The 16,946-nt window shown below is 70.4% G+C and carries 17 protein-coding genes; 11 read left to right on the forward strand and 6 right to left on the reverse strand.

The features are described from left to right. Positions 1-61: 61 nt before the first annotated feature. Positions 62-1,210, forward strand: a complete 1,149-nt coding sequence (locus ABLG96_RS07220) for a D-alanine--D-alanine ligase family protein (RefSeq protein ID WP_353650691.1) — start codon at positions 62-64, stop codon at positions 1,208-1,210. Positions 1,211-1,473: 263 nt separating this feature from the next. Here ABLG96_RS07220 and ABLG96_RS07225 read toward each other — a convergent pair whose 3' ends face one another. Both ABLG96_RS07225 and ABLG96_RS07230 read right to left on the reverse strand, forming a co-directional pair. Next, positions 1,474-2,127 carry a DUF3515 domain-containing protein gene (locus ABLG96_RS07225; protein WP_353650692.1) on the reverse strand — a complete coding sequence of 218 codons (654 nt, stop codon included), beginning with the start codon at positions 2,125-2,127 and terminating at the stop codon, positions 1,474-1,476. 69 nt (positions 2,128-2,196) lie between these two features. Further along, entirely contained in the window at positions 2,197-2,430 is a 234-nt protein-coding gene (locus ABLG96_RS07230) for an Lrp/AsnC ligand binding domain-containing protein (RefSeq protein ID WP_353650693.1), read from the reverse strand. Positions 2,431-2,660: 230 nt separating this feature from the next. Between ABLG96_RS07230 and ABLG96_RS07235 the strand changes: the two genes are divergently transcribed. After that, positions 2,661-3,668: a thiamine-phosphate kinase gene (locus tag ABLG96_RS07235; protein ID WP_353650694.1), complete on the forward strand. Its 1,008-nt coding sequence runs from the start codon at positions 2,661-2,663 to the stop codon at positions 3,666-3,668. 69 nt (positions 3,669-3,737) lie between these two features. After that, positions 3,738-4,409: a uracil-DNA glycosylase gene (locus ABLG96_RS07240; RefSeq protein WP_353650695.1), complete on the forward strand. Its 672-nt coding sequence runs from the start codon at positions 3,738-3,740 to the stop codon at positions 4,407-4,409. Positions 4,410-4,421: 12 nt separating this feature from the next. Here ABLG96_RS07240 and ABLG96_RS07245 read toward each other — a convergent pair whose 3' ends face one another. Next, positions 4,422-5,489 (reverse strand): nicotinate-nucleotide--dimethylbenzimidazole phosphoribosyltransferase, encoded by a 1,068-nt coding sequence (locus ABLG96_RS07245; protein WP_353650696.1) that lies wholly within the window; start codon positions 5,487-5,489, stop codon positions 4,422-4,424. A gap of 196 nt (positions 5,490-5,685) precedes the next feature. Between ABLG96_RS07245 and ABLG96_RS07250 the strand changes: the two genes are divergently transcribed. After that, positions 5,686-6,885, forward strand: coding sequence for an acyl-CoA dehydrogenase family protein (locus tag ABLG96_RS07250; protein ID WP_353650697.1), 1,200 nt, complete (start codon positions 5,686-5,688; stop codon positions 6,883-6,885). A gap of 92 nt (positions 6,886-6,977) precedes the next feature. Here ABLG96_RS07250 and ABLG96_RS07255 read toward each other — a convergent pair whose 3' ends face one another. Both ABLG96_RS07255 and ABLG96_RS07260 read right to left on the reverse strand, forming a co-directional pair. Beyond that, the gene (locus tag ABLG96_RS07255; protein ID WP_353650698.1) at positions 6,978-7,163 is read right to left on the reverse strand and encodes a CsbD family protein; all 186 of its coding nucleotides are present in this window, start codon (positions 7,161-7,163) and stop codon (positions 6,978-6,980) included. Between the two features lie 129 nt (positions 7,164-7,292). After that, positions 7,293-8,915, reverse strand: coding sequence for an amidohydrolase (locus ABLG96_RS07260; protein ID WP_353650699.1), 1,623 nt, complete (start codon positions 8,913-8,915; stop codon positions 7,293-7,295). Between the two features lie 113 nt (positions 8,916-9,028). Here ABLG96_RS07260 and ABLG96_RS07265 point away from each other — a divergent pair, with 113 nt between their 5' ends. Both ABLG96_RS07265 and ABLG96_RS07270 read left to right on the forward strand, forming a co-directional pair. Then, positions 9,029-9,865 (forward strand): alpha/beta hydrolase, encoded by an 837-nt coding sequence (locus tag ABLG96_RS07265; RefSeq protein WP_353650700.1) that lies wholly within the window; start codon positions 9,029-9,031, stop codon positions 9,863-9,865. Next, positions 9,858-10,445, forward strand: a complete 588-nt coding sequence (locus ABLG96_RS07270) for a WHG domain-containing protein (protein ID WP_353650701.1) — start codon at positions 9,858-9,860, stop codon at positions 10,443-10,445. The genes ABLG96_RS07265 and ABLG96_RS07270 overlap by 8 nt, the downstream gene beginning before the upstream one ends. Before the next feature lie 140 nt (positions 10,446-10,585). On the opposite strand, the gene dut is transcribed toward ABLG96_RS07270, so the two are convergent. After that, positions 10,586-11,125: a dUTP diphosphatase gene (gene dut / locus ABLG96_RS07275; RefSeq protein ID WP_353650702.1), complete on the reverse strand. Its 540-nt coding sequence runs from the start codon at positions 11,123-11,125 to the stop codon at positions 10,586-10,588. A gap of 86 nt (positions 11,126-11,211) precedes the next feature. Here dut and ABLG96_RS07280 point away from each other — a divergent pair, with 86 nt between their 5' ends. From ABLG96_RS07280 to ABLG96_RS07300, 5 genes are all read left to right on the forward strand, one after another. Beyond that, positions 11,212-13,887: a valine--tRNA ligase gene (locus ABLG96_RS07280; protein WP_353650703.1), complete on the forward strand. Its 2,676-nt coding sequence runs from the start codon at positions 11,212-11,214 to the stop codon at positions 13,885-13,887. Further along, positions 13,884-15,347, forward strand: a complete 1,464-nt coding sequence (locus ABLG96_RS07285; RefSeq protein WP_353650704.1) for a folylpolyglutamate synthase/dihydrofolate synthase family protein — start codon at positions 13,884-13,886, stop codon at positions 15,345-15,347. Before ABLG96_RS07280 ends, ABLG96_RS07285 begins: the two co-directional genes overlap by 4 nt. Then, on the forward strand, positions 15,344-15,805 hold the full coding sequence (locus tag ABLG96_RS07290; RefSeq protein ID WP_353650705.1) for a DUF4233 domain-containing protein: 462 nt from the start codon (positions 15,344-15,346) through the stop codon (positions 15,803-15,805). The genes ABLG96_RS07285 and ABLG96_RS07290 overlap by 4 nt, the downstream gene beginning before the upstream one ends. A 95-nt stretch (positions 15,806-15,900) precedes the next feature. Further along, a complete protein-coding gene (gene ndk, locus ABLG96_RS07295) occupies positions 15,901-16,323 on the forward strand; it encodes a nucleoside-diphosphate kinase (protein ID WP_353650706.1) in 423 nt (140 codons plus the stop codon). Continuing rightward, the gene (locus ABLG96_RS07300) at positions 16,320-16,913 is read left to right on the forward strand and encodes a GNAT family N-acetyltransferase (RefSeq protein ID WP_353650707.1); all 594 of its coding nucleotides are present in this window, start codon (positions 16,320-16,322) and stop codon (positions 16,911-16,913) included. The genes ndk and ABLG96_RS07300 overlap by 4 nt, the downstream gene beginning before the upstream one ends. The last annotated feature ends 33 nt before the right edge of the window (positions 16,914-16,946 follow it).

Consider the following 16,946-nt stretch of genomic DNA (forward strand, 5'->3'; position numbering starts at 1 on the left):
CGATGTGGCCGTTCCGTGCGGCGCACCGAGGGAGGCGCGCCGGGCGCTTAGGGTGGGCGGCATGACGAGCTCCACCGATCCGCCCGCCGCCTCCCTTCGCGATGCGCCTCCTGCTGCTGATCGGCTGCGGGTGGCCGTCGTGTTCGGCGGGACCAGTGGTGAGCACCCCGTGTCGTGCCTGTCGGCTGCCAGCGTCACCAGCCGGCTGGACCCCGATCTCTTCGACGTCATCGCGGTCGGCATCACCCCGCAGGGGGCCTGGCGGCAGGTGGATCCGGCGAGCCTGGTGCCGATCGACGGCGCGCCGCTGCCCCAGGTCAGCGGGTCGAGCGAGATCACGCTGCTGCCCGACGCGACCTCGGGCGCGCTGGTCGCGGTCGGTGATCGGGCGGGCGCTGCAGGCATCGATGTCACCGGGATCAAGGTCGACGTGGTGTTCCCGGTGCTGCACGGCCCGATGGGGGAGGACGGCACCATCCAGGGTCTGCTCGAGCTGGCCGGAATCCCGTACGTCGGTGCGGGGGTGCTGGCCTCCGCCACCGGCATGGACAAGGAGTTCACCCGCAAGCTGCTGGTGGCAGAGGGACTGCAGGTGTGTGACTGGGCGGTGCTGCGGCCGGGCGTCGCCACCCTCACCCAGCAGCAGAAGGACGACCTCGGGTTGCCGGTGTTCGTCAAACCCGCGCGGGCCGGATCGTCGCTGGGTGTGTCGAAGGTCGACGACTGGGCCGACCTGGACGCGGCCATCGCGCTCGCCCGCCGCGCCGATCCGAAGGTGCTGGTGGAGGCGGCCGTGGTCGGCCGGGAGATCGAGTGCGGTGTCCTGGAGCGCCCGGACGGCAGCGTCGTTGCGTCGCCGACCGCCGAGATCCACGTCGCCGGCGAGCATGCCTTCTACGACTTCGAGGCCAAGTACCTCGACGACGCGTCCACCTTCGACATCCCGGCCCAGCTCCCGCCAGGCATCGAGGACCGGGTGCGCGAGCAGGCGGTCAGCGCGTTCCGGGCGCTGGACTGCCAGGGCCTGGCCCGGGTCGACTTCTTCGTCTCCGAAGATGGCCGGATCCTGGTGAACGAGATCAACACCATGCCGGGTTTCACCTCGATCTCCATGTACCCCAGGATGTTCGCCGCCGGTGGCGTCGACTACCCGACGCTGCTGACGACCCTCGTCCGCACTGCCGTGGCCAGAGGCACCGGCCTGCGCTGAGGGAGCTCCTCGTGCGGCCGGCCGCGGCTGTGCCCCGGGTCCCGCCCGGCGGGATCCACGGGTTCGCAGGCTGACCCGGCGGATACCCGCCCATGCCCGAGCCTCTCCCTGACCCGGGGGCACAGCCGCGTCCGGTCGCCGTCGTCGATGAGGCGGGAGAAACGTGTGCCCCGGCCGGATGCTGATGTGGAACAGGGTCACCCCGACGGTGATCGGGCGTACGACCAAGGAGGGCGTCGAGATCCCGTCGGAGCTGGAACCGGTCAGTTGTCGGTGGTGGTGGGCAGTACCCCGCCCTTGCAAAGGGTGCCGTCCGCCTGGGCGGTGGACGGCATCACGCCGGAGATCACCGCGGAGAGCTCCTGGATGGCACCGCTGCCGGCGCCGTCGGGGAGGGTGAGTGCGATCCGTACCGGCCGGTCGGCGGCGAGGTAGGTGGTCTGCCCACCCTCGCTGCGCTGCAGCCACAACACACCCTGCAGTGAGTTCGGGCCGCTGATCTGCGTCAGCTGCGAGCTGCAGGTCAGCTCGGCCGGTGTGGGCAGCCCGCAGCGCAGGATGATCGCCGGATCACCCCACGCCGCTGAACCGTCGGGCTCGCCGATCAGCGTGCGCTTCGCCGCACCGCCGAGAGTTGCGGGGAGCGCGGTGGCCAGGTCGGTGCAGTACCTGCCCGTCCCGCCGGGGGACGGCACGGCGGCCAGCCCCAGCGGCTCGGTCGAGGAGGAGTTCACGTTCGACCAGATGATCCCGCCGACGACGACCGCGATCACCAGGATCACCGGTAGCGCCAGGACCATCAGCAGCATGCCGCGCCGGGGTTCGTCCGCGGGCAGCACCTGCGCGCCCGGAGCCGGGTCGGTGCCGTCGGGACTCCCGGCGGTCGGGTCGGGGCTCTCGGGACGACGGGAAGGCATCTGCGGCTGGTGCTCCGTGCGATCAGTGGCCGGGAGTCACCGATGCACGGTGAGACGGCCGGTGTGTGGTCAGAGGTTGACGACGGGGCAGGTGAGGGTCCGGGTGATGCCCTTGACGCCCTGCACCCTGGCCACGACCAGCTTGCCGAGCTCGTCGACGGAGTTCGCCTCGGCGCGGACGATCACGTCGTACGGTCCGGTGACGTCCTCGGCGCTGGTGACGCCGGGAAGCTCGGCGATGGCGGATGCCACCGACGCGGCCTGGCCGACCTCGGTCTGGATGAGGATGAACGCGTGCACCACGATGTGCCCCTTTCGCTGGCGAACTGACGTGCCCTGTCTGTCTGCTTCGCAGGGTAGCCGTTCCGGCCGCTGCGCCGGACATTGCGTCGGCGCCCCGGACGCGCTCGGCCCGCCGCCGATCGGGTGGCGTGCGACCGGGGAGAGGTCGGCGGCGGCGCGCCGGTCCGTGGGTGGGCGGACCCTGCTGCACCATGGACCCACCGCCAGAACCCGAGGAGAGTGGACCAGCCGTGCCTTCAGTGCCATCGTCATCCGCAGGTCGATCAGCGCCGCCCGCAGGCGTCGCGACAACGGTCGAGGAGGTCGGCGAGTTCGGGGTGATCGCTCGGGTGGTGGCGGCACTGCCGCAGCCTGCAGCGACCACCCTGCTGGGCCCCGGTGACGACTGCGCGGTGCTCGCGGCACCCGACGGTCGCGTCGTCACCAGCGTCGACGTGCTGGTGGACGGGGTGCACTTCCGGTCGGACTGGGCCACGGGTGAGCAGATCGGGCGCCGCGCGGCGCTGGCCGCCATGTCGGATGTCGCCGCGATGGGTGCCGTGCCGACTGCGCTGCTGGTCGGGCTCGCTGCACCCGGGACGACGGACGCGGGCCTGCTCCAGCAGATCGGTGCCGGGCTGTCCGCCGCGGCTGCCGAGGTCGGCGCCGATGTGGTCGGCGGTGATGTGACCAGTGCTCCGGTGCTGATGATCTCGGTCACCGTGATCGGCACCCTGGGCGGCGTCGCCCCGGTACTGCGCAGCGGGGCGGGGGTCGGAGACGTGGTGGCCCTGACGGGCCGGATCGGTTGGGCCGCAGCGGGACTGGCGGTACTGACGCGCGGCTTCCGATCACCGGCCGCCGCAGTCGGGGCCTACCGGGTGCCGGAACCGCCGTTGGCGCAGGGCCCGGTCGCTGCCGTCACCGGGGCCACCGCGATGATCGACGTGTCAGACGGGCTGCTGGCCGATCTGGGGCACATCGCCGACGCCTCCGGGGTGGCGATCGATCTGCGATCCCGGGCCCTGACCGTGCCGGCCAGACTCCTCGAGGTGGGATCGGCGCTGGGCAAGGACCCGATGACGTGGCTGCTGACGGGCGGGGACGACCACCCGCTCGCCGCGACCTTCCCCGATACCGCATCCGTACCGGAGGGCTGGACGGTGATCGGCCGGGTGAGCGCCGGCGCCGGCGTGACCGTGGACGGCGCGACCTACGAGGGCGACGCGGGCTGGGACCACTTCCGGTCCGGACGGTGAGGATGCGTGCCCGTGAGGATGCGAAACGGTGAGGATGCGTGACGGTGAGGATGCGATGAGGAGGCCCCGATGACGAAGCCACTGGCCGAGCAGATCGATCCGGGCTGGGCGACGGCACTGGAACCGGTGGCCGACACGATCACCGCGATGGGCGCGTTCCTGCGGGAGGAGGTGGCGGCCGGGCGAAGCTACCTACCCGCCGGCTCGAATGTGTTGCGCGCCTTCACCCGTCCACTGCAGGACGTCCGGGTGTTGATCGTCGGGCAGGATCCCTACCCGACCCCCGGTCATGCGATCGGGTTGTCCTTCGCCGTCGAGCGCGACGTGCGGCCGATCCCACGATCGCTCAAGAACATCTATCGCGAACTGGAGTCCGACCTCGGGATCAGCCCGCCGCAGCACGGTGATCTGTCGGCGTGGGCCGATGCCGGGGTGATGCTGTTGAACCGGGTGCTGACGGTCGCCCCCGGTTCCCCTGCATCGCATCGCGGACGTGGCTGGGAGCGCGTCACCGATCGCGCGATCGAGGTACTCGCGGCGCGGGGTGGAGCGCTGGTCGCGATCCTGTGGGGCAAGGACGCGCAGAGCCTGCGGCCGGCGCTCGGTGCGGTGCCGGTGATCGCCTCGGCGCACCCGTCACCGATGTCGGCCGACCGGGGTTTCTTCGGCTCGAAGCCGTTCTCCCGGGCTGATGCGTTGCTCACGGGGCAGGGCGCCGAGCCCGTCGACTGGCGCCTCTGAGGCGGGAGCCCCTCAGAACAGTGCCCGGTCCCAGTCGTCGATGGCGGTCGCGAGCCGGTTCGGGCCCGGCTCGTCCGGTGCGGTGTCCACTGCGGTGGTGGCGGCCAGGAGCAGCGGCAGCAACAACAGCGACGGCAAGGCCAGGCCGGTGCCCAGGTCGAGCGAGCTGAGGGTGTCGATCCCCAGCAGGCCGAGCAACCGGCCGTGGACGATCTCCGCCCGTGGCCCCGGTACGAGGGTGTACCGCTCGGCGCCCGGCGCGAACCGGTGCGCCAGGACGGCGGCGACGACGGTCGGCACGTCGTCCACCATGGTCGGCACGCCACTGAGTGCCGCCTGCAGGATGAAACCGGTCAGTGCGGCGAGGTCGGTACCGCCGGCCACCCGCAGCAGGGTCGCGGCATCACCACTGCCGGTGCTGAGGCGGTAGCGGGCATCACGCACTGCAGCGGCGCGACGACACCAGCCGGCATCGTCGACCCCGGTGCCCCGCCCGCTGACCTCGATCGGTTCCATACCCGTCAGGTGCGAGGCAAGAGCCGCAGCGCTCACGTCGACGCCGACCCCGCACAACCCGGTGAGGAACAGATCGGCGCCGCCTGAGATCAGCCGGTCGGCGGTGTCGCGCCCGATCTGGATCGCCCTGGCCACCTCGTCCAGGGTCAGCGCGTCGGCGATGTCGATCGGCTCGCTGCCCGCGCGCACCCGGTCGGCGCGGACGTCGGGCGGGGTCTCGTCCGCCGTGAGGCCGACGTCCGTGACGTCGATCCGGACGCCGGCCCTGGCGGCCAGTCGTCCGGTGGTGCCTTCCGAGGCCGCGAGCTGCCCGGCGAGCCGGGCACTCTCGGCCGGCGACTCGGCCGTGACCTGGCGCAGGGTGATGCCGTGGTCGGCAGCGAAGACCACCAAGGTGGGTGCGGTCGGGGTCACCGGCGAACCGGGAGAGCGTCGCAGCGCTGCGAGCGCCTCGACCCAGGCCGCGGTCTGGCCCAGCGAACCGGGGGTCAGGGTGGCACGGCGTTGGGCGCTGACCGCCGCAGCGCCGAGATCTGGGGCAGGTACCTGCAGGGAATCGCTCACGGCTGCAACCTACCCGCGCGCGCCGCAGGTGGGACCCCGCGACCGGCGACCTGCAGGCGGGGTGCGCAGCGACCAGAGACGCACGAGAGGTTCCGGCACCCTGGTGCCGGCAGTTAACGGCGGTTAACATGGGCTCTGTCGCCGGCGACCCTGCCGGACGGCACTGCGGCAACCCGTTCGGCAGAAAGCAGCCCTGATGACCCTCCTCGCCAGCAGTACCGCCTCCCAGTTCGGCTTCGCAACTCCCGCGGAGTACGACGAGATCCGGGAGGCGGTCCGGCAGATCGCCGGGAAGCGCGGGCTGCGGGAGTACGCCGAGCGTGGCCGACGCAACGAGCCGCAGACCGAGCTCTGGAACGAACTCGGCGACGCGGGATTCATCGGGATCAACGTCCCCGAGGAGTTCGACGGCGGGGGTGCCGGGATGAGCGAGCTCGCGGTGGTGATCGAGGCCAGCGCATCCGTCGGCTGTCCGCTGTTGCTCACCCTGGTCTCCAGTGCGATCGCCGTGGAAGTGTTGCGCCGTCACGGTTCCGTTGCGCAGCAACAGGAGTGGCTGACCAAGCTCGCCGGCGGGCGGACGAAGGTGGCCTTCGCCATCACCGAACCGGACGCGGGGAGCAACTCGCACAACCTGTCCACCACGGCCAAGCCGGTCGATCCGGCGCAGTCGGACGGTGAGTGGACGATCTCCGGCCAGAAGTACTACATCTCCGGTGTCGAGGAGTCCGAGGCGATCCTGCTGGTCGCCCGCACCGGTACGGACGAGCGCGGCCGTGGGCAGCTCTCGATGTTCCTGGTTCCCACCGGCGCCGCGGGCCTGACCGCCACCCCACTGCCGGTCGCCGCACAGATCACGGACCGGCAGTACACCCTCTTCCTGGACGACGTGCGCGTCCTGGCGACCGCTGTGGTCGGCGAGATCGGCTCCGGTTTGCAGGCGCTGTTCGACGGGCTCAACCCGGAACGGATCGCCACTGCCGCGCTGTGCGTCGGCGTCGGCCGGTGCGCGCTGGACGCGGCCGCCGAGTACGCGCGTACCCGCGAGGTCTGGGGCAAGCCGATCGGCACCCACCAGGGCGTCGCACATCCGTTGGCGCAGGCCAAGATCGACGTCGAGATGGCTGCGCTGATGTTGGCCAAGGCCGCCTGGTTGCACGACAACGGAATGCCGGCCGGTGAGGCCTCGAACATGGCGAAGGCTGCTGCTGCCGATGCCGCAGTCGCGGCTGTCGACGCGGCGATGCAGACCCACGGCGGCAACGGCATGTCGCAGGAGTACGGCCTGATGTCGTTGTACGGCATGGCCCGGCTGCTGCGGATCGCGCCGGTGAGCAAGGAAATGATCCTCAACTACGTCTCGCACACCTCGCTGGGCCTACCCCGTTCGTACTGAGCGGCACCCCGCACCACTGACACACGAAGGGCCCCGGTCGCTGACCGGGGCCCTTCGCGGTGGTGGCGCGCTCGGGTCGAGCGCGCGAAGCTTCACCTGCCGAAGGTGTCCTTGGCAGCGTCCTTGACGTTCTCGCCGGCCTTCTTGGCCTCGGCTTTGGCCTGATCGCCCTGGCCCTCGGCCTCGAGCGACTCGTTGTCGGTCGCCTTGCCGGTGGCTTCCTTCGCCTTGCCGGACACATCCTCGGCGGTGTTCTTGATCTTGTCTCCGAGCGACATCTTGAACCTCCTGGTGCAGGTGGTGTCCGATTCCACGGACGTCGCGGTGGTGCCGCGACACCATCAAAGTGCCCGCTGCGGGTGCGATCAAACCTGCACGAAGATGTGGAAAACGCGTGAATCGCCCGTTCAGACGGAGCCGAACGCCAACTCGCCGGCCGACCAGGTGCCCAGTACCGCGGTACAGGCGATCGCGTCGATCGCAGCGCGGTCGGCGGCGGGGTCTCCCGTGGCCTCGGGCACCGGGTCGGTGTCCACACAGACCAGGTCTGCCAGGTGACCTGGAGTCAGGGAGCCCAGATCGTCCGCGCGCCCGATCGCTCGCGCACCACCCACGGTGTGGGCGGCGAGGGCCTCGGCGGGTGACACCGCCTCTTGCGTGCGCCAGCCACCGGGTGGTGTTCCGTCGAGCCGGGTCCGGGTGACGGCCGCGTGCAGCGCCAGGAACGGGTTCGGGCTCTCGATCGGCGCGTCCGAGCCGAACGCCAGGGTGCCACCGGCGGCCAGCACGCTGCGCCAGGCGTAGGGCAGCAGGTCGTGCCCCACCAATACCCGATCGGCCAGGTCCCAGTCCGTGGTGCAGTGCGTGGGTTGCATGGAGGCGATGACGCCCAGCCGGGCGAGCCGGTGGGCATCCGTGGGGCGCAGGTACTGGGCATGCTCGATGCTCACCCGCAGTCCGTCGGTCAGCAGGCCCTCATGCCTTGCTCGCTCGTACACGTCCAGGACGATCTGGTTGGCTCGGTCGCCGATCGCGTGGGTAGCCACGCCGATCCCGTTGCGGAGCGCGAGAGCTGTTGCCTCCCACAGGGTCTCCTCCGACATCACCGCGATGCCGGTGGTGCCGGTGTCGGTGAACGGGCGGCACATGTGGCAGGTCCGCGAACCGAGTGCGCCGTCGCTGAACAGCTTCACCGGGCCGGTGCGCAACCGCTCGTCACCCGATCCGGTGCGCCGACCCTCGTCGATCGCCGCCTGGAGTGCGCGGTAGGGGATCGCCTTCGCCACCCGCACGACGAGCGCGCCACGGGCGTGCAGCGTTCGATAGCCGGCGAGGGCGTCCTCACCGTCGATGTCGTGGATCGCGGTCACCCCGAAAGCCAGCAGGCGGCGCTGGGCGGCCGCTAGATCGGCGACGGTCCGCTCGGCTGTGGCAGCCGGCGCGACCGTGGTGATCAGCCCGCACGCGGTCTCCCGCAGGATGCCGGTGGGGCTGCCGCCGGCATCCCGGACGATCTCGCCACCCACCGGATCCGGTGTGTCCGCATCGATCCCGGCAGCCGCCAACGCTGCGGTGTTGGCCCAGATGGTGTGGCCGTCGAGGCTGTCCAGGATCGCCGGGCGCGATCCGGTCACCGTGTCGAGAGCGTGCCGGTCGGGTTGGACGGCGACATCCCAGCGGTTGGAATCCCAATGGCCACCGGTGAACCAGTCGTCCGGGGCGAGGCGTGCGGCGTGATCGGCGACCCGCTGCAGGCACTCGGCGAGCGTGGCGCTGGAGCGCAGGTCGACCTCACCCAGGCCACGGGCGTAGCTGAGCGAGTGGATGTGGGCATCGATCAACCCCGGCACGACGGCGGCTCCTGGAAGATCGACGACGAGTGATGTCGGGCTGCTGGAGGCCAGTCCGGCCGCGTCACCGGCGGCGATCACCTGCCCGTCGAGAACCAGCAGGCCGGTGACCGGCGGGCTGCCGACGGAGCCGAGATGGATGCGGGGATGACGGAACAGGGTCGGGCGCACGCTGAGCATCGTAGGAGCAGGCGGTACGCGCCAGGGAGCGAGGCACGCTCGGTCTCCGGTTGACACCCAGGGGCTAATTGATTTAGCTTGTGGCTACCACACTTAGCCACTTGGAGGACGTCATGCCCGAAGCTCTGGACATCGCCGGCAACACCATCGCCTACGACCTGAGCGGCGAGGGCCCTCTCGTCGTCCTGGCGCACGGCATGGGTGACAGCAGGCACTCGTATCGTTTCGTCGCCCCGGCTCTGGTTGCGGCCGGGTACCGGGTCGCGAACGTCGACATCCGCGGGTGCGGTGAGTCCAGCCTCGGCTGGGACGGCTACAGCCGCGCGGACATCGCCGGTGACCTGGTCGCGCTCGTACGCCACCTCGGCGGCCCGGCCGTGATCATGGGGCAGTCGATCAGCGGCGGCGCTGCGACCATCGCGGCCGCGACTGCCCCCGATGTGATCACCGGCGTCGTCGAGCTGGCTCCGTTCACCCGCAAACAGTCGGTTGCCATCGGTGGCCTGCTGCGGGTGAAGCGCTACCGGGCCGGTTCCCTTCAGCTGGGCATGACCATGACCCTGGGCAGCCTGTCGGCGTGGAAGAAGTACCTGGATCTGGCGTACCCGACGAAACCGGCCGATTGGGCCCGCGAGCTGGGCCGGATCGAGACCAGGATGAGCGAGCCCGGCCGGATGCGGGTTCTGCAGGCCATGTGCAGGACCGCGCCGACCGACGCCGGTGCCCAGCTGGTGAACGTCCGCTGCCCGGTGCTGATCATCCAGGGCGCTCTTGATCCGGACTGGGCCGATCCGCGGGCCGAGGGCGAGAAGATCGTCGCCGACCTGGCCGACGGGCTCGGGGAACTGGTGATCATCGATGGTGCCGGTCACTACCCGCACGCCCAGACCCCCGACCAGGTCGTTGCACTGACCTTGCCGTTCCTGGCCAGGACCCTGACCAATGCCTAGGGCCGGGCTGGGTCCGGCCTCGGTCACCGAGGCAGGGGCTGCCCTGGCCGACGAGGTCGGCTTGGAGCGGCTCACCATGGCAGTGGTGGCCGAACGGCTCGGGGTCAAGACGCCCTCGCTGTACAAACACATCACCGGCCAGGCCGACCTCACCCACCGGATCGCCGTCCTGGCCATGAACGAGGTCGCGGACGCCATCCGCGACGCCATCCAGGGGCGCTCCGGCAAGGAGGCTCTCGTCGCCGGTGCGCACGCGATGCGGACATACGTGCTGGATCGCCCCGGCCGATATGCCGCCGGCAACGCCGCCATCGTCACCGGGCCGGATGATCCACTGGTCCCGGCCGTCGAACGCGTACTCGCCTCCTGGGCGGCCATGCTGCACGGCTACCGGCTGGACGCCGACCAGGAGATCCACGCGTTGCGGATGCTACGCAGCATGCTGCACGGATTCGCGGTCCTGCAAGCGTCCGGCAGTTTCCAGATCGACACCGACGTCGATGACAGTTTCGACTGGATGCTCGGCTTCGTGGATCAGGGGCTGGCAGCGGAAGTGCCCGGCCTGCTCCAGGCCGACTGACTCGTTCCGACGGCTCCGTTCACCGCGGCCGGGCGACGGTGTCGTGGTCGACATCGGTCGGGTCCGACGCCCCCGGGAGGTTCCACTGCACCGACGGGGACGGCCGGTCGAGATCTGCCGGTCACCCGGCGCAGCGCGACTCAGCCGAGATGTCCCAAGCTCTCCGAACGCTGCAGCCGCAGCGCATCCGAGCCGCCGGTGGAGCCGTAGCCGCCGTGACCGCGGTCGGTCGCGTCCAGGTCGTCGACCTCGACGAAGGTCGCGTACTCGACCTTCTGGATCACCAGTTGGGCCACCCGCTCGTAGCGGCGCAGCTCGATCGCCGAGCGTGGGTCGTGGTTGATCAGCACCAGCTTGAGCTCGCCGCGGTAGCCGGCGTCGATCGTGCCGGGGGTGTTGACGATCGACAGCCCCACCCTGGCGGCGAGCCCCGAGCGCGGATGCACGAAGGCGGCGTACCCGAACGGCAGGGCGATCGCGATCCCGGTCGGCACCACGGCCCGCTGGCCCGGCTCGAGCCGGCAGTCGACGGTCGTCACCAGGTCCGCGCCGGCGTCGCCGGGCATCGCGTAGCGCGGCAGCGGGACGTCCGGGTCGAGCCGGCGGACCCGGACCGGGAGCGGCGGCGGAGCGGGGTCGGCAGTGGTGGGGTCTGCGGCAGTGGTCGGACCCGTCGTCATCGGATCAGCGTAGGCGTCCAGCCACCCGGACGGGCAACGGCTGACGGCGAGCAGAAGCGGTTCGGCAGCACACCTAAACTGGACAGGTGACCGAGACCGCCGCTGCGCTGCCCGACGACCTGCCGAAGAACTACGACCCGGCGGCCGTCGAGGTAGTGCTGTACCAGCGGTGGATGCAGGCGGGGTACTTCCGGGCCGACGAGCAGCGGGTGCTCTCGGGCGAGCGGAAGCCGTTCTCGATCGTGCTGCCGCCGCCGAACGTCACCGGTGATCTGCACATCGGCCACGCGCTCGACCACACCCTGATGGACGTGCTGGCGCGCTGGCATCGGATGTCCGGCGACGAGGTGCTCTGGCTGCCGGGAATGGACCATGCGGGCATCGCCACCCAGAACTTGGTGGAGCAGAAGCTCGCCGTCGACGGCAAGACCCGCCACGATTTCGGGCGCGAGCTGTTCGTGCAGAAGGTGTGGGATTGGAAGCACGAGAGCGGCGGCGCGATCCTCGGCCAGATGAAGCGACTCGGTGACTCGGTCGACTGGGACCGGGAGCGCTTCACCCTCGACGAGGGTCTGTCCGCCGCTGTCCAGACGATCTTCAAACGGCTCTTCGACGACGGTCTGATCTACCGGGCCGAGCGGATCACCAACTGGTGCCCCGGCTGCCTGACGGCGATCTCCGACATCGAGGTCGACCACTCCGACGACGAGGGCGAGCTGGTCTCGATCCGCTATGACGGTGAGGCCCAGGACGGAGCCGCATTCTCGGTGGTGGTGGCCACCACCCGGGTCGAGACGATGCTCGGCGACACCGCGGTCGCGGTGCATCCGGACGACGAGCGGTACGCAGCCCTCATCGGCCGAACCGTGCGGGTGCCCTTCGTCGAGCGGGACATCCCGATCATCGCCGACGAGCACGTCGATCCCGCCTTCGGTACCGGCGCGGTCAAGGTGACGCCCGCCCACGACCCGAACGACTTCGAGATCGGCAAGCGGCACGGACTGCCGATGATCACCGTCCTGACCCCGGATGCGCACATCACCGACACCGCAACGATCTTCGACGGTCTCGACCGGTTCGAGGCCCGCGCGGTGATCAAGCAGAAGCTGGCGGAGGCCGGACACGTGGTGGGGGAGAAGAAGCCCTACCTGCACGCCGTCGGCCACTGCTCCCGTTCGGACGACGTCGTGGAACCGCGGCTGAGCAAGCAGTGGTTCGTCAAGGTGGAGCCGCTGGCGGCAGCGGCCGGGGACGCGGTGCGCACCGGCGCCGTGACGATCCACCCGCCGGAGCTCGAAGCTCGCTACTTCGCCTGGGTCGACAACATGCACGACTGGACGATCTCGCGGCAGCTGTGGTGGGGACACCGGATCCCGGTCTGGTATTCGTCCGACGGCGAGATCCGATGCGTCGGACCGAACGAGCAGCCGCCCGGCGAGGGTTGGACGCAGGATCCCGATGTCCTGGACACCTGGTTCTCCTCCGCGCTGTGGCCGTTCTCCACCATGGGCTGGCCGGAGCAGACCGACACGCTGAAGGCGTTCTATCCGACCTCGGTGCTGGTGACCGGGTACGACATCCTGTTCTTCTGGGTCGCCAGGATGATGATGTTCGGCCTCTATGCGATGGGCGGCGACGCGGCCGGTAACGGCAAGGGCAACCAGCCCTTCGACGTGGTCTCCCTGCACGGGCTGGTCCGCGACCAGTTCGGCAAGAAGATGAGCAAGTCCAAGGGCAACGGCATCGACCCGCTCGAGATGATCGATCTCTACGGCGCTGATGCCTTGCGCTTCACGCTCGCCAGGGGGGCGAACCCGGGTGCCGACCTGGCCTTCGCCCGGGACTGGGTGGGCGGCTCCCGCAACTTCTGCTCGAAGCTGTTCAACGCCACCAGGTTCGCGCTGATCAACGGCGCTGCCGTGCCGCAGACTCCGTTGCAGGCACCGGAGCTCACCGACGCCGATGCCTGGATCCTCGACCGCCTCGACGAGGTGATCGCCCGCACCACCGAGCAGCTCGCCGACTTCCAGTTCGCCAAGGCTGCCGAGGGGCTCTACCACTACGCGTGGGACGAGTTCTGCGACTGGTACGTGGAACTGGCCAAGGTCCAGACCCGGGAGAGTGAGGCGCGGGCAGTGACCACCCGGGCGGTGCTCGGCACCGTGCTGGACGCCCTGCTGCGGCTGCTGCACCCGTTCGTGCCGTTCGTCACCGAGAGCCTGTGGACCTCCCTCACCGGCGGCGAGTCGCTGGTGGTTGCCGCCTGGCCGCGGCCTTCGGATCGCCTCCCGCGGGCCGGTGCCAGAACTTTCATCGGCGACCTGGACAAGTTGGTGACCGAGATCCGCCGGTTCCGGGCCGATCAGGGACTGCCGCCGGCCAAGGGTGTTCCGGCGCGGATCACCGGTGGCACACCGGGTCTCACCGCGCCGGCCGCTGCCCTGACCAGGCTGGTGGATCCGGAGGACGACTTCGCAGCCTCCGCGTCGATCGAGGTCTCGTTGCAGGCCGGTCTGGTGACGATCCAGGTGGACACCCGCGGCACCGTTGACGTCGCGGCCGAACGCGCGCGGCTGCTCAAGGACCTTGCCGCCAGCGAGAAGGAGATCGTCGACACGGAGCGGAAGCTCGGCAACGAGCAGTTCATGGGCAAGGCGCCGGACGCAGTGGTGGCGAAGATCCGTTCCCGCAACGAGACCGCTGTCGCCGAGCACACCCGCCTGTCCGAGCGGCTCGCGGCACTGCCGGGGGAGAACGCATGAGCGGCATCAACTTCGGTCCGTTCGGGCCCGATCCCGAGCCGGCCGACGAGGACGCCCTGCCAGGGCTGGACGACGAGACCCAGGACCTCGATGCGGTCCCCGATTCTCCGCCGCTGGACCTGCGCACGGTGGAGGCCATCCTCGATCAGCGCTGGCCGGAGACGAGGATCGAACCGACCCTCGACCGGATCACCGCGCTGCTCGATCTGCTCGGCAACCCGCAGCGGGCCTACCCGGTGATCCACATCGCCGGCACCAACGGCAAGACATCCGTCACCAGGATGGTCGACGCCCTGCTCACCTCCCTGGGCCTGCGCACCGGGCGGTTCACCTCACCGCACCTGCAGCTCGCGACCGAGCGGATCTCGCTGGACGCGGTCCCGATCAGCCCGGATGCCTACGTCCAGGCCTATGCGGACATCGCCCCGTACATCGACCTCGTCGACGCGGCGAGCGCACGGGACGGCGGCGTCCCACTGTCGAAGTTCGAGATCCTCACGGCGATGGCCTATGCGGCGTTCGCCGACGCGCCGGTCGACGTCGCCGTCGTCGAGGTCGGGCTCGGTGGCACCTGGGACTCGACCAACGTGATGGACCCCGCGGTCTCGGTGATCACCCCGATCGGCCGGGATCACATCGACTACCTGGGCACCACGCTGGGCGAGATCGCCGCCAACAAGGCCGGAATCATCAAGCCCGGCGGCGTCGTGATGATCGGTCTGCAGGAGCCGGAGGCGATGGACGTGCTGATGGCTCGGGTCGCCGAGACGGACGCGACCGTTGCGCGGCAGGACAGCGAGTTCCGGGTGCTCGAGCGGGTGGTCGCCGTCGGCGGACAACTGCTGCAGCTGCAAGGACTTTCGGCCGTCTACGAGGAGGTCTTCCTGCCGCTCGCCGGCGAGCACCAGGCCGCGAATGCCTCCCTCGCGCTGGCGGCCGTCGAGGCGTTCCTGGGTGCCGGCCGGCAGCGTGAGCTCAACGCGGATGCCGTGGTCGACGGGTTCGCCGCGGTGGCTTCGCCCGGGCGGCTGGAGCGCATCCGGTCCTCGCCGGTGATCCTCATCGATGCCGCCCACAACCCGCACGGTGCAACGGCTCTCGCTGCAGCGCTGCGCGACGAGTACCACTTCGCGCGGCTCGTCGGGGTCGTTGCGGTGATGGCCGAGAAGGACGCCGAAGGCATCCTGACCGCGCTCGAGGACGTCCTGGACGAGGTGGTGGTGACCGTCAACTCCTCGGCCAGGTCGATGCCGCTGGATGAGCTCACCGAGCTCGCCGAGGACGTCTTCGGCTCCCACCGGGTGCAGAGCGCCCCGCGGATGGACAGCGCCCTTGCGTTGGCCGTCGACCTCGCGGAGACGGACGAGCAGACCGGGCCCTACGGCGCGGGAGTGATCGTCACAGGTTCGGTCGTGTCCGCCGGCGACGCCCGCACCCTGGCCGGGCTGGCCCCGGCATGACCGACGAGCCGCCGACCGCATCGAGTGCCGCACCGCAGGGGCAACCGCAGTATCGGCCGCCGGACCCGGAGAAGGGGCTGCGGGGTTCGATCTCGGCCACCCTGGTGCTGGAAGCGCTGACGGTCCTGCTCGCGATCCCGGTGGCGAAGAACACCGGTGCCGGAACCGGCACGCTCGGCGTGATCGCGATCGTCGTGCTGGCCCTGCTGATGATCGCGGCCTGCGGGTACGTCAGGAAGCCCTGGCACCCCTGGGCGGTGGCGGGCCTACAGGTTTTCACCATCGCCGGCTGGGCGATCAGCGCTCCGTTGGGTGTCGTCGGGATCGTCTTCGGCGTGGTGTTCGCGTTCATCTTCTGGTTCGGCTACGAGTACCGGCGGCGGGCGCGCCTCGGACTGCTGCCCGGTCAGACCCCGGTCGATCGGCCGGGAACGAGCGCGGCGGACGGCGACCGGTAGTCTCGCGCCGGAGTAGCGAGCCCTGTCCGCACGACTCCAGCACCATCCATCGACAGCCGCAGACCCGTGGCGCCGACCCGAGGAGCACGACACCGATGTCCACCCCCACCACCGAACGCACGCTCGTCCTCGTCAAACCGGACGGTGTCCGGCGCGGGCTCGTCGGTGAGATCATTGCGCGGATCGAGCGCAAGGGCCTGAGCTTGGCCGCCCTCGAACTGCGCACCGCAGACCGGGCCGTCGCGGAGCAGCACTACGCCGAGCATGCCCAGCGTCCGTTCTTCGGCGACCTTGTAGAGTTCATCACCTCAGCGCCACTGGCGGCGCTGGTCGTCGAGGGCACCAGGGCGATCCCGGCGTTCCGGCAGCTCGCCGGCGGCACCGACCCCGTCGAGAAGGCCACGCCTGGCACGATCCGTGGCGACTTCGGCCTGGAGACCCAGTTCAACCTGGTGCACGGCAGCGACTCCGCCGAGTCGGCGGCCCGCGAGATCGCGCTCTGGTTCCCGCACCTGTGACTCGCGCCGTCCCGGTGGGTACGGGTGGTGATCCGGACACCGGCGCCGGGTTTCTCCTGCACCAGGTCGGCCCGAACGGTTCGATGGCCTCGGACGCGCAGTTCGGTCTTGCCCTGACCAGCCTGTGGCACACCGTGTCCGAGGCAGGCGGGGCGGTCGGCTTCGCTCCCGGCACTGCGCGACCCGACGTCGCCCGACGATCCGCCGCACTGCTCGACGGGATCCGACGGGGGAGCATCGACGCCATCGCGGTGACCTCCGACCGAACGTTGGTCGGCGTCGCCGTTCTCCGCGCAGGGACCGGGGTGATCGCCCACACCGGCGAGGTCGGCCCGGTGATGGTCGACCCCGGCCTGCAGGGTTCGGGTCTGGGGGCAGTGCTCATGGATGCCGTCCTTCGGCTGGCCCGGGTGCGCGGACTCGAGCGGTTGTCGCTGTCGGCGCGGGACGGGCACCGTCTGCCCGAGTTCTACCGTCGGTTCGGGTTCGTCGAGTGGGGCCGTCGGCCGGGATGGGTGCGGGTCGCCGGCGCCGAGGCACCCGGCGGGCCGGACGATCGGGACGAGATCTTCTTGTCCGTCACCCTCTGAGCGTCCCCCCGCAGTGCGGCCCTCCCCTGGGGG

Source organism: Nakamurella sp. A5-74 (assembly GCF_040438885.1).
Taxonomy (GTDB): Bacteria; Actinomycetota; Actinomycetes; order Mycobacteriales; family Nakamurellaceae; genus Nakamurella.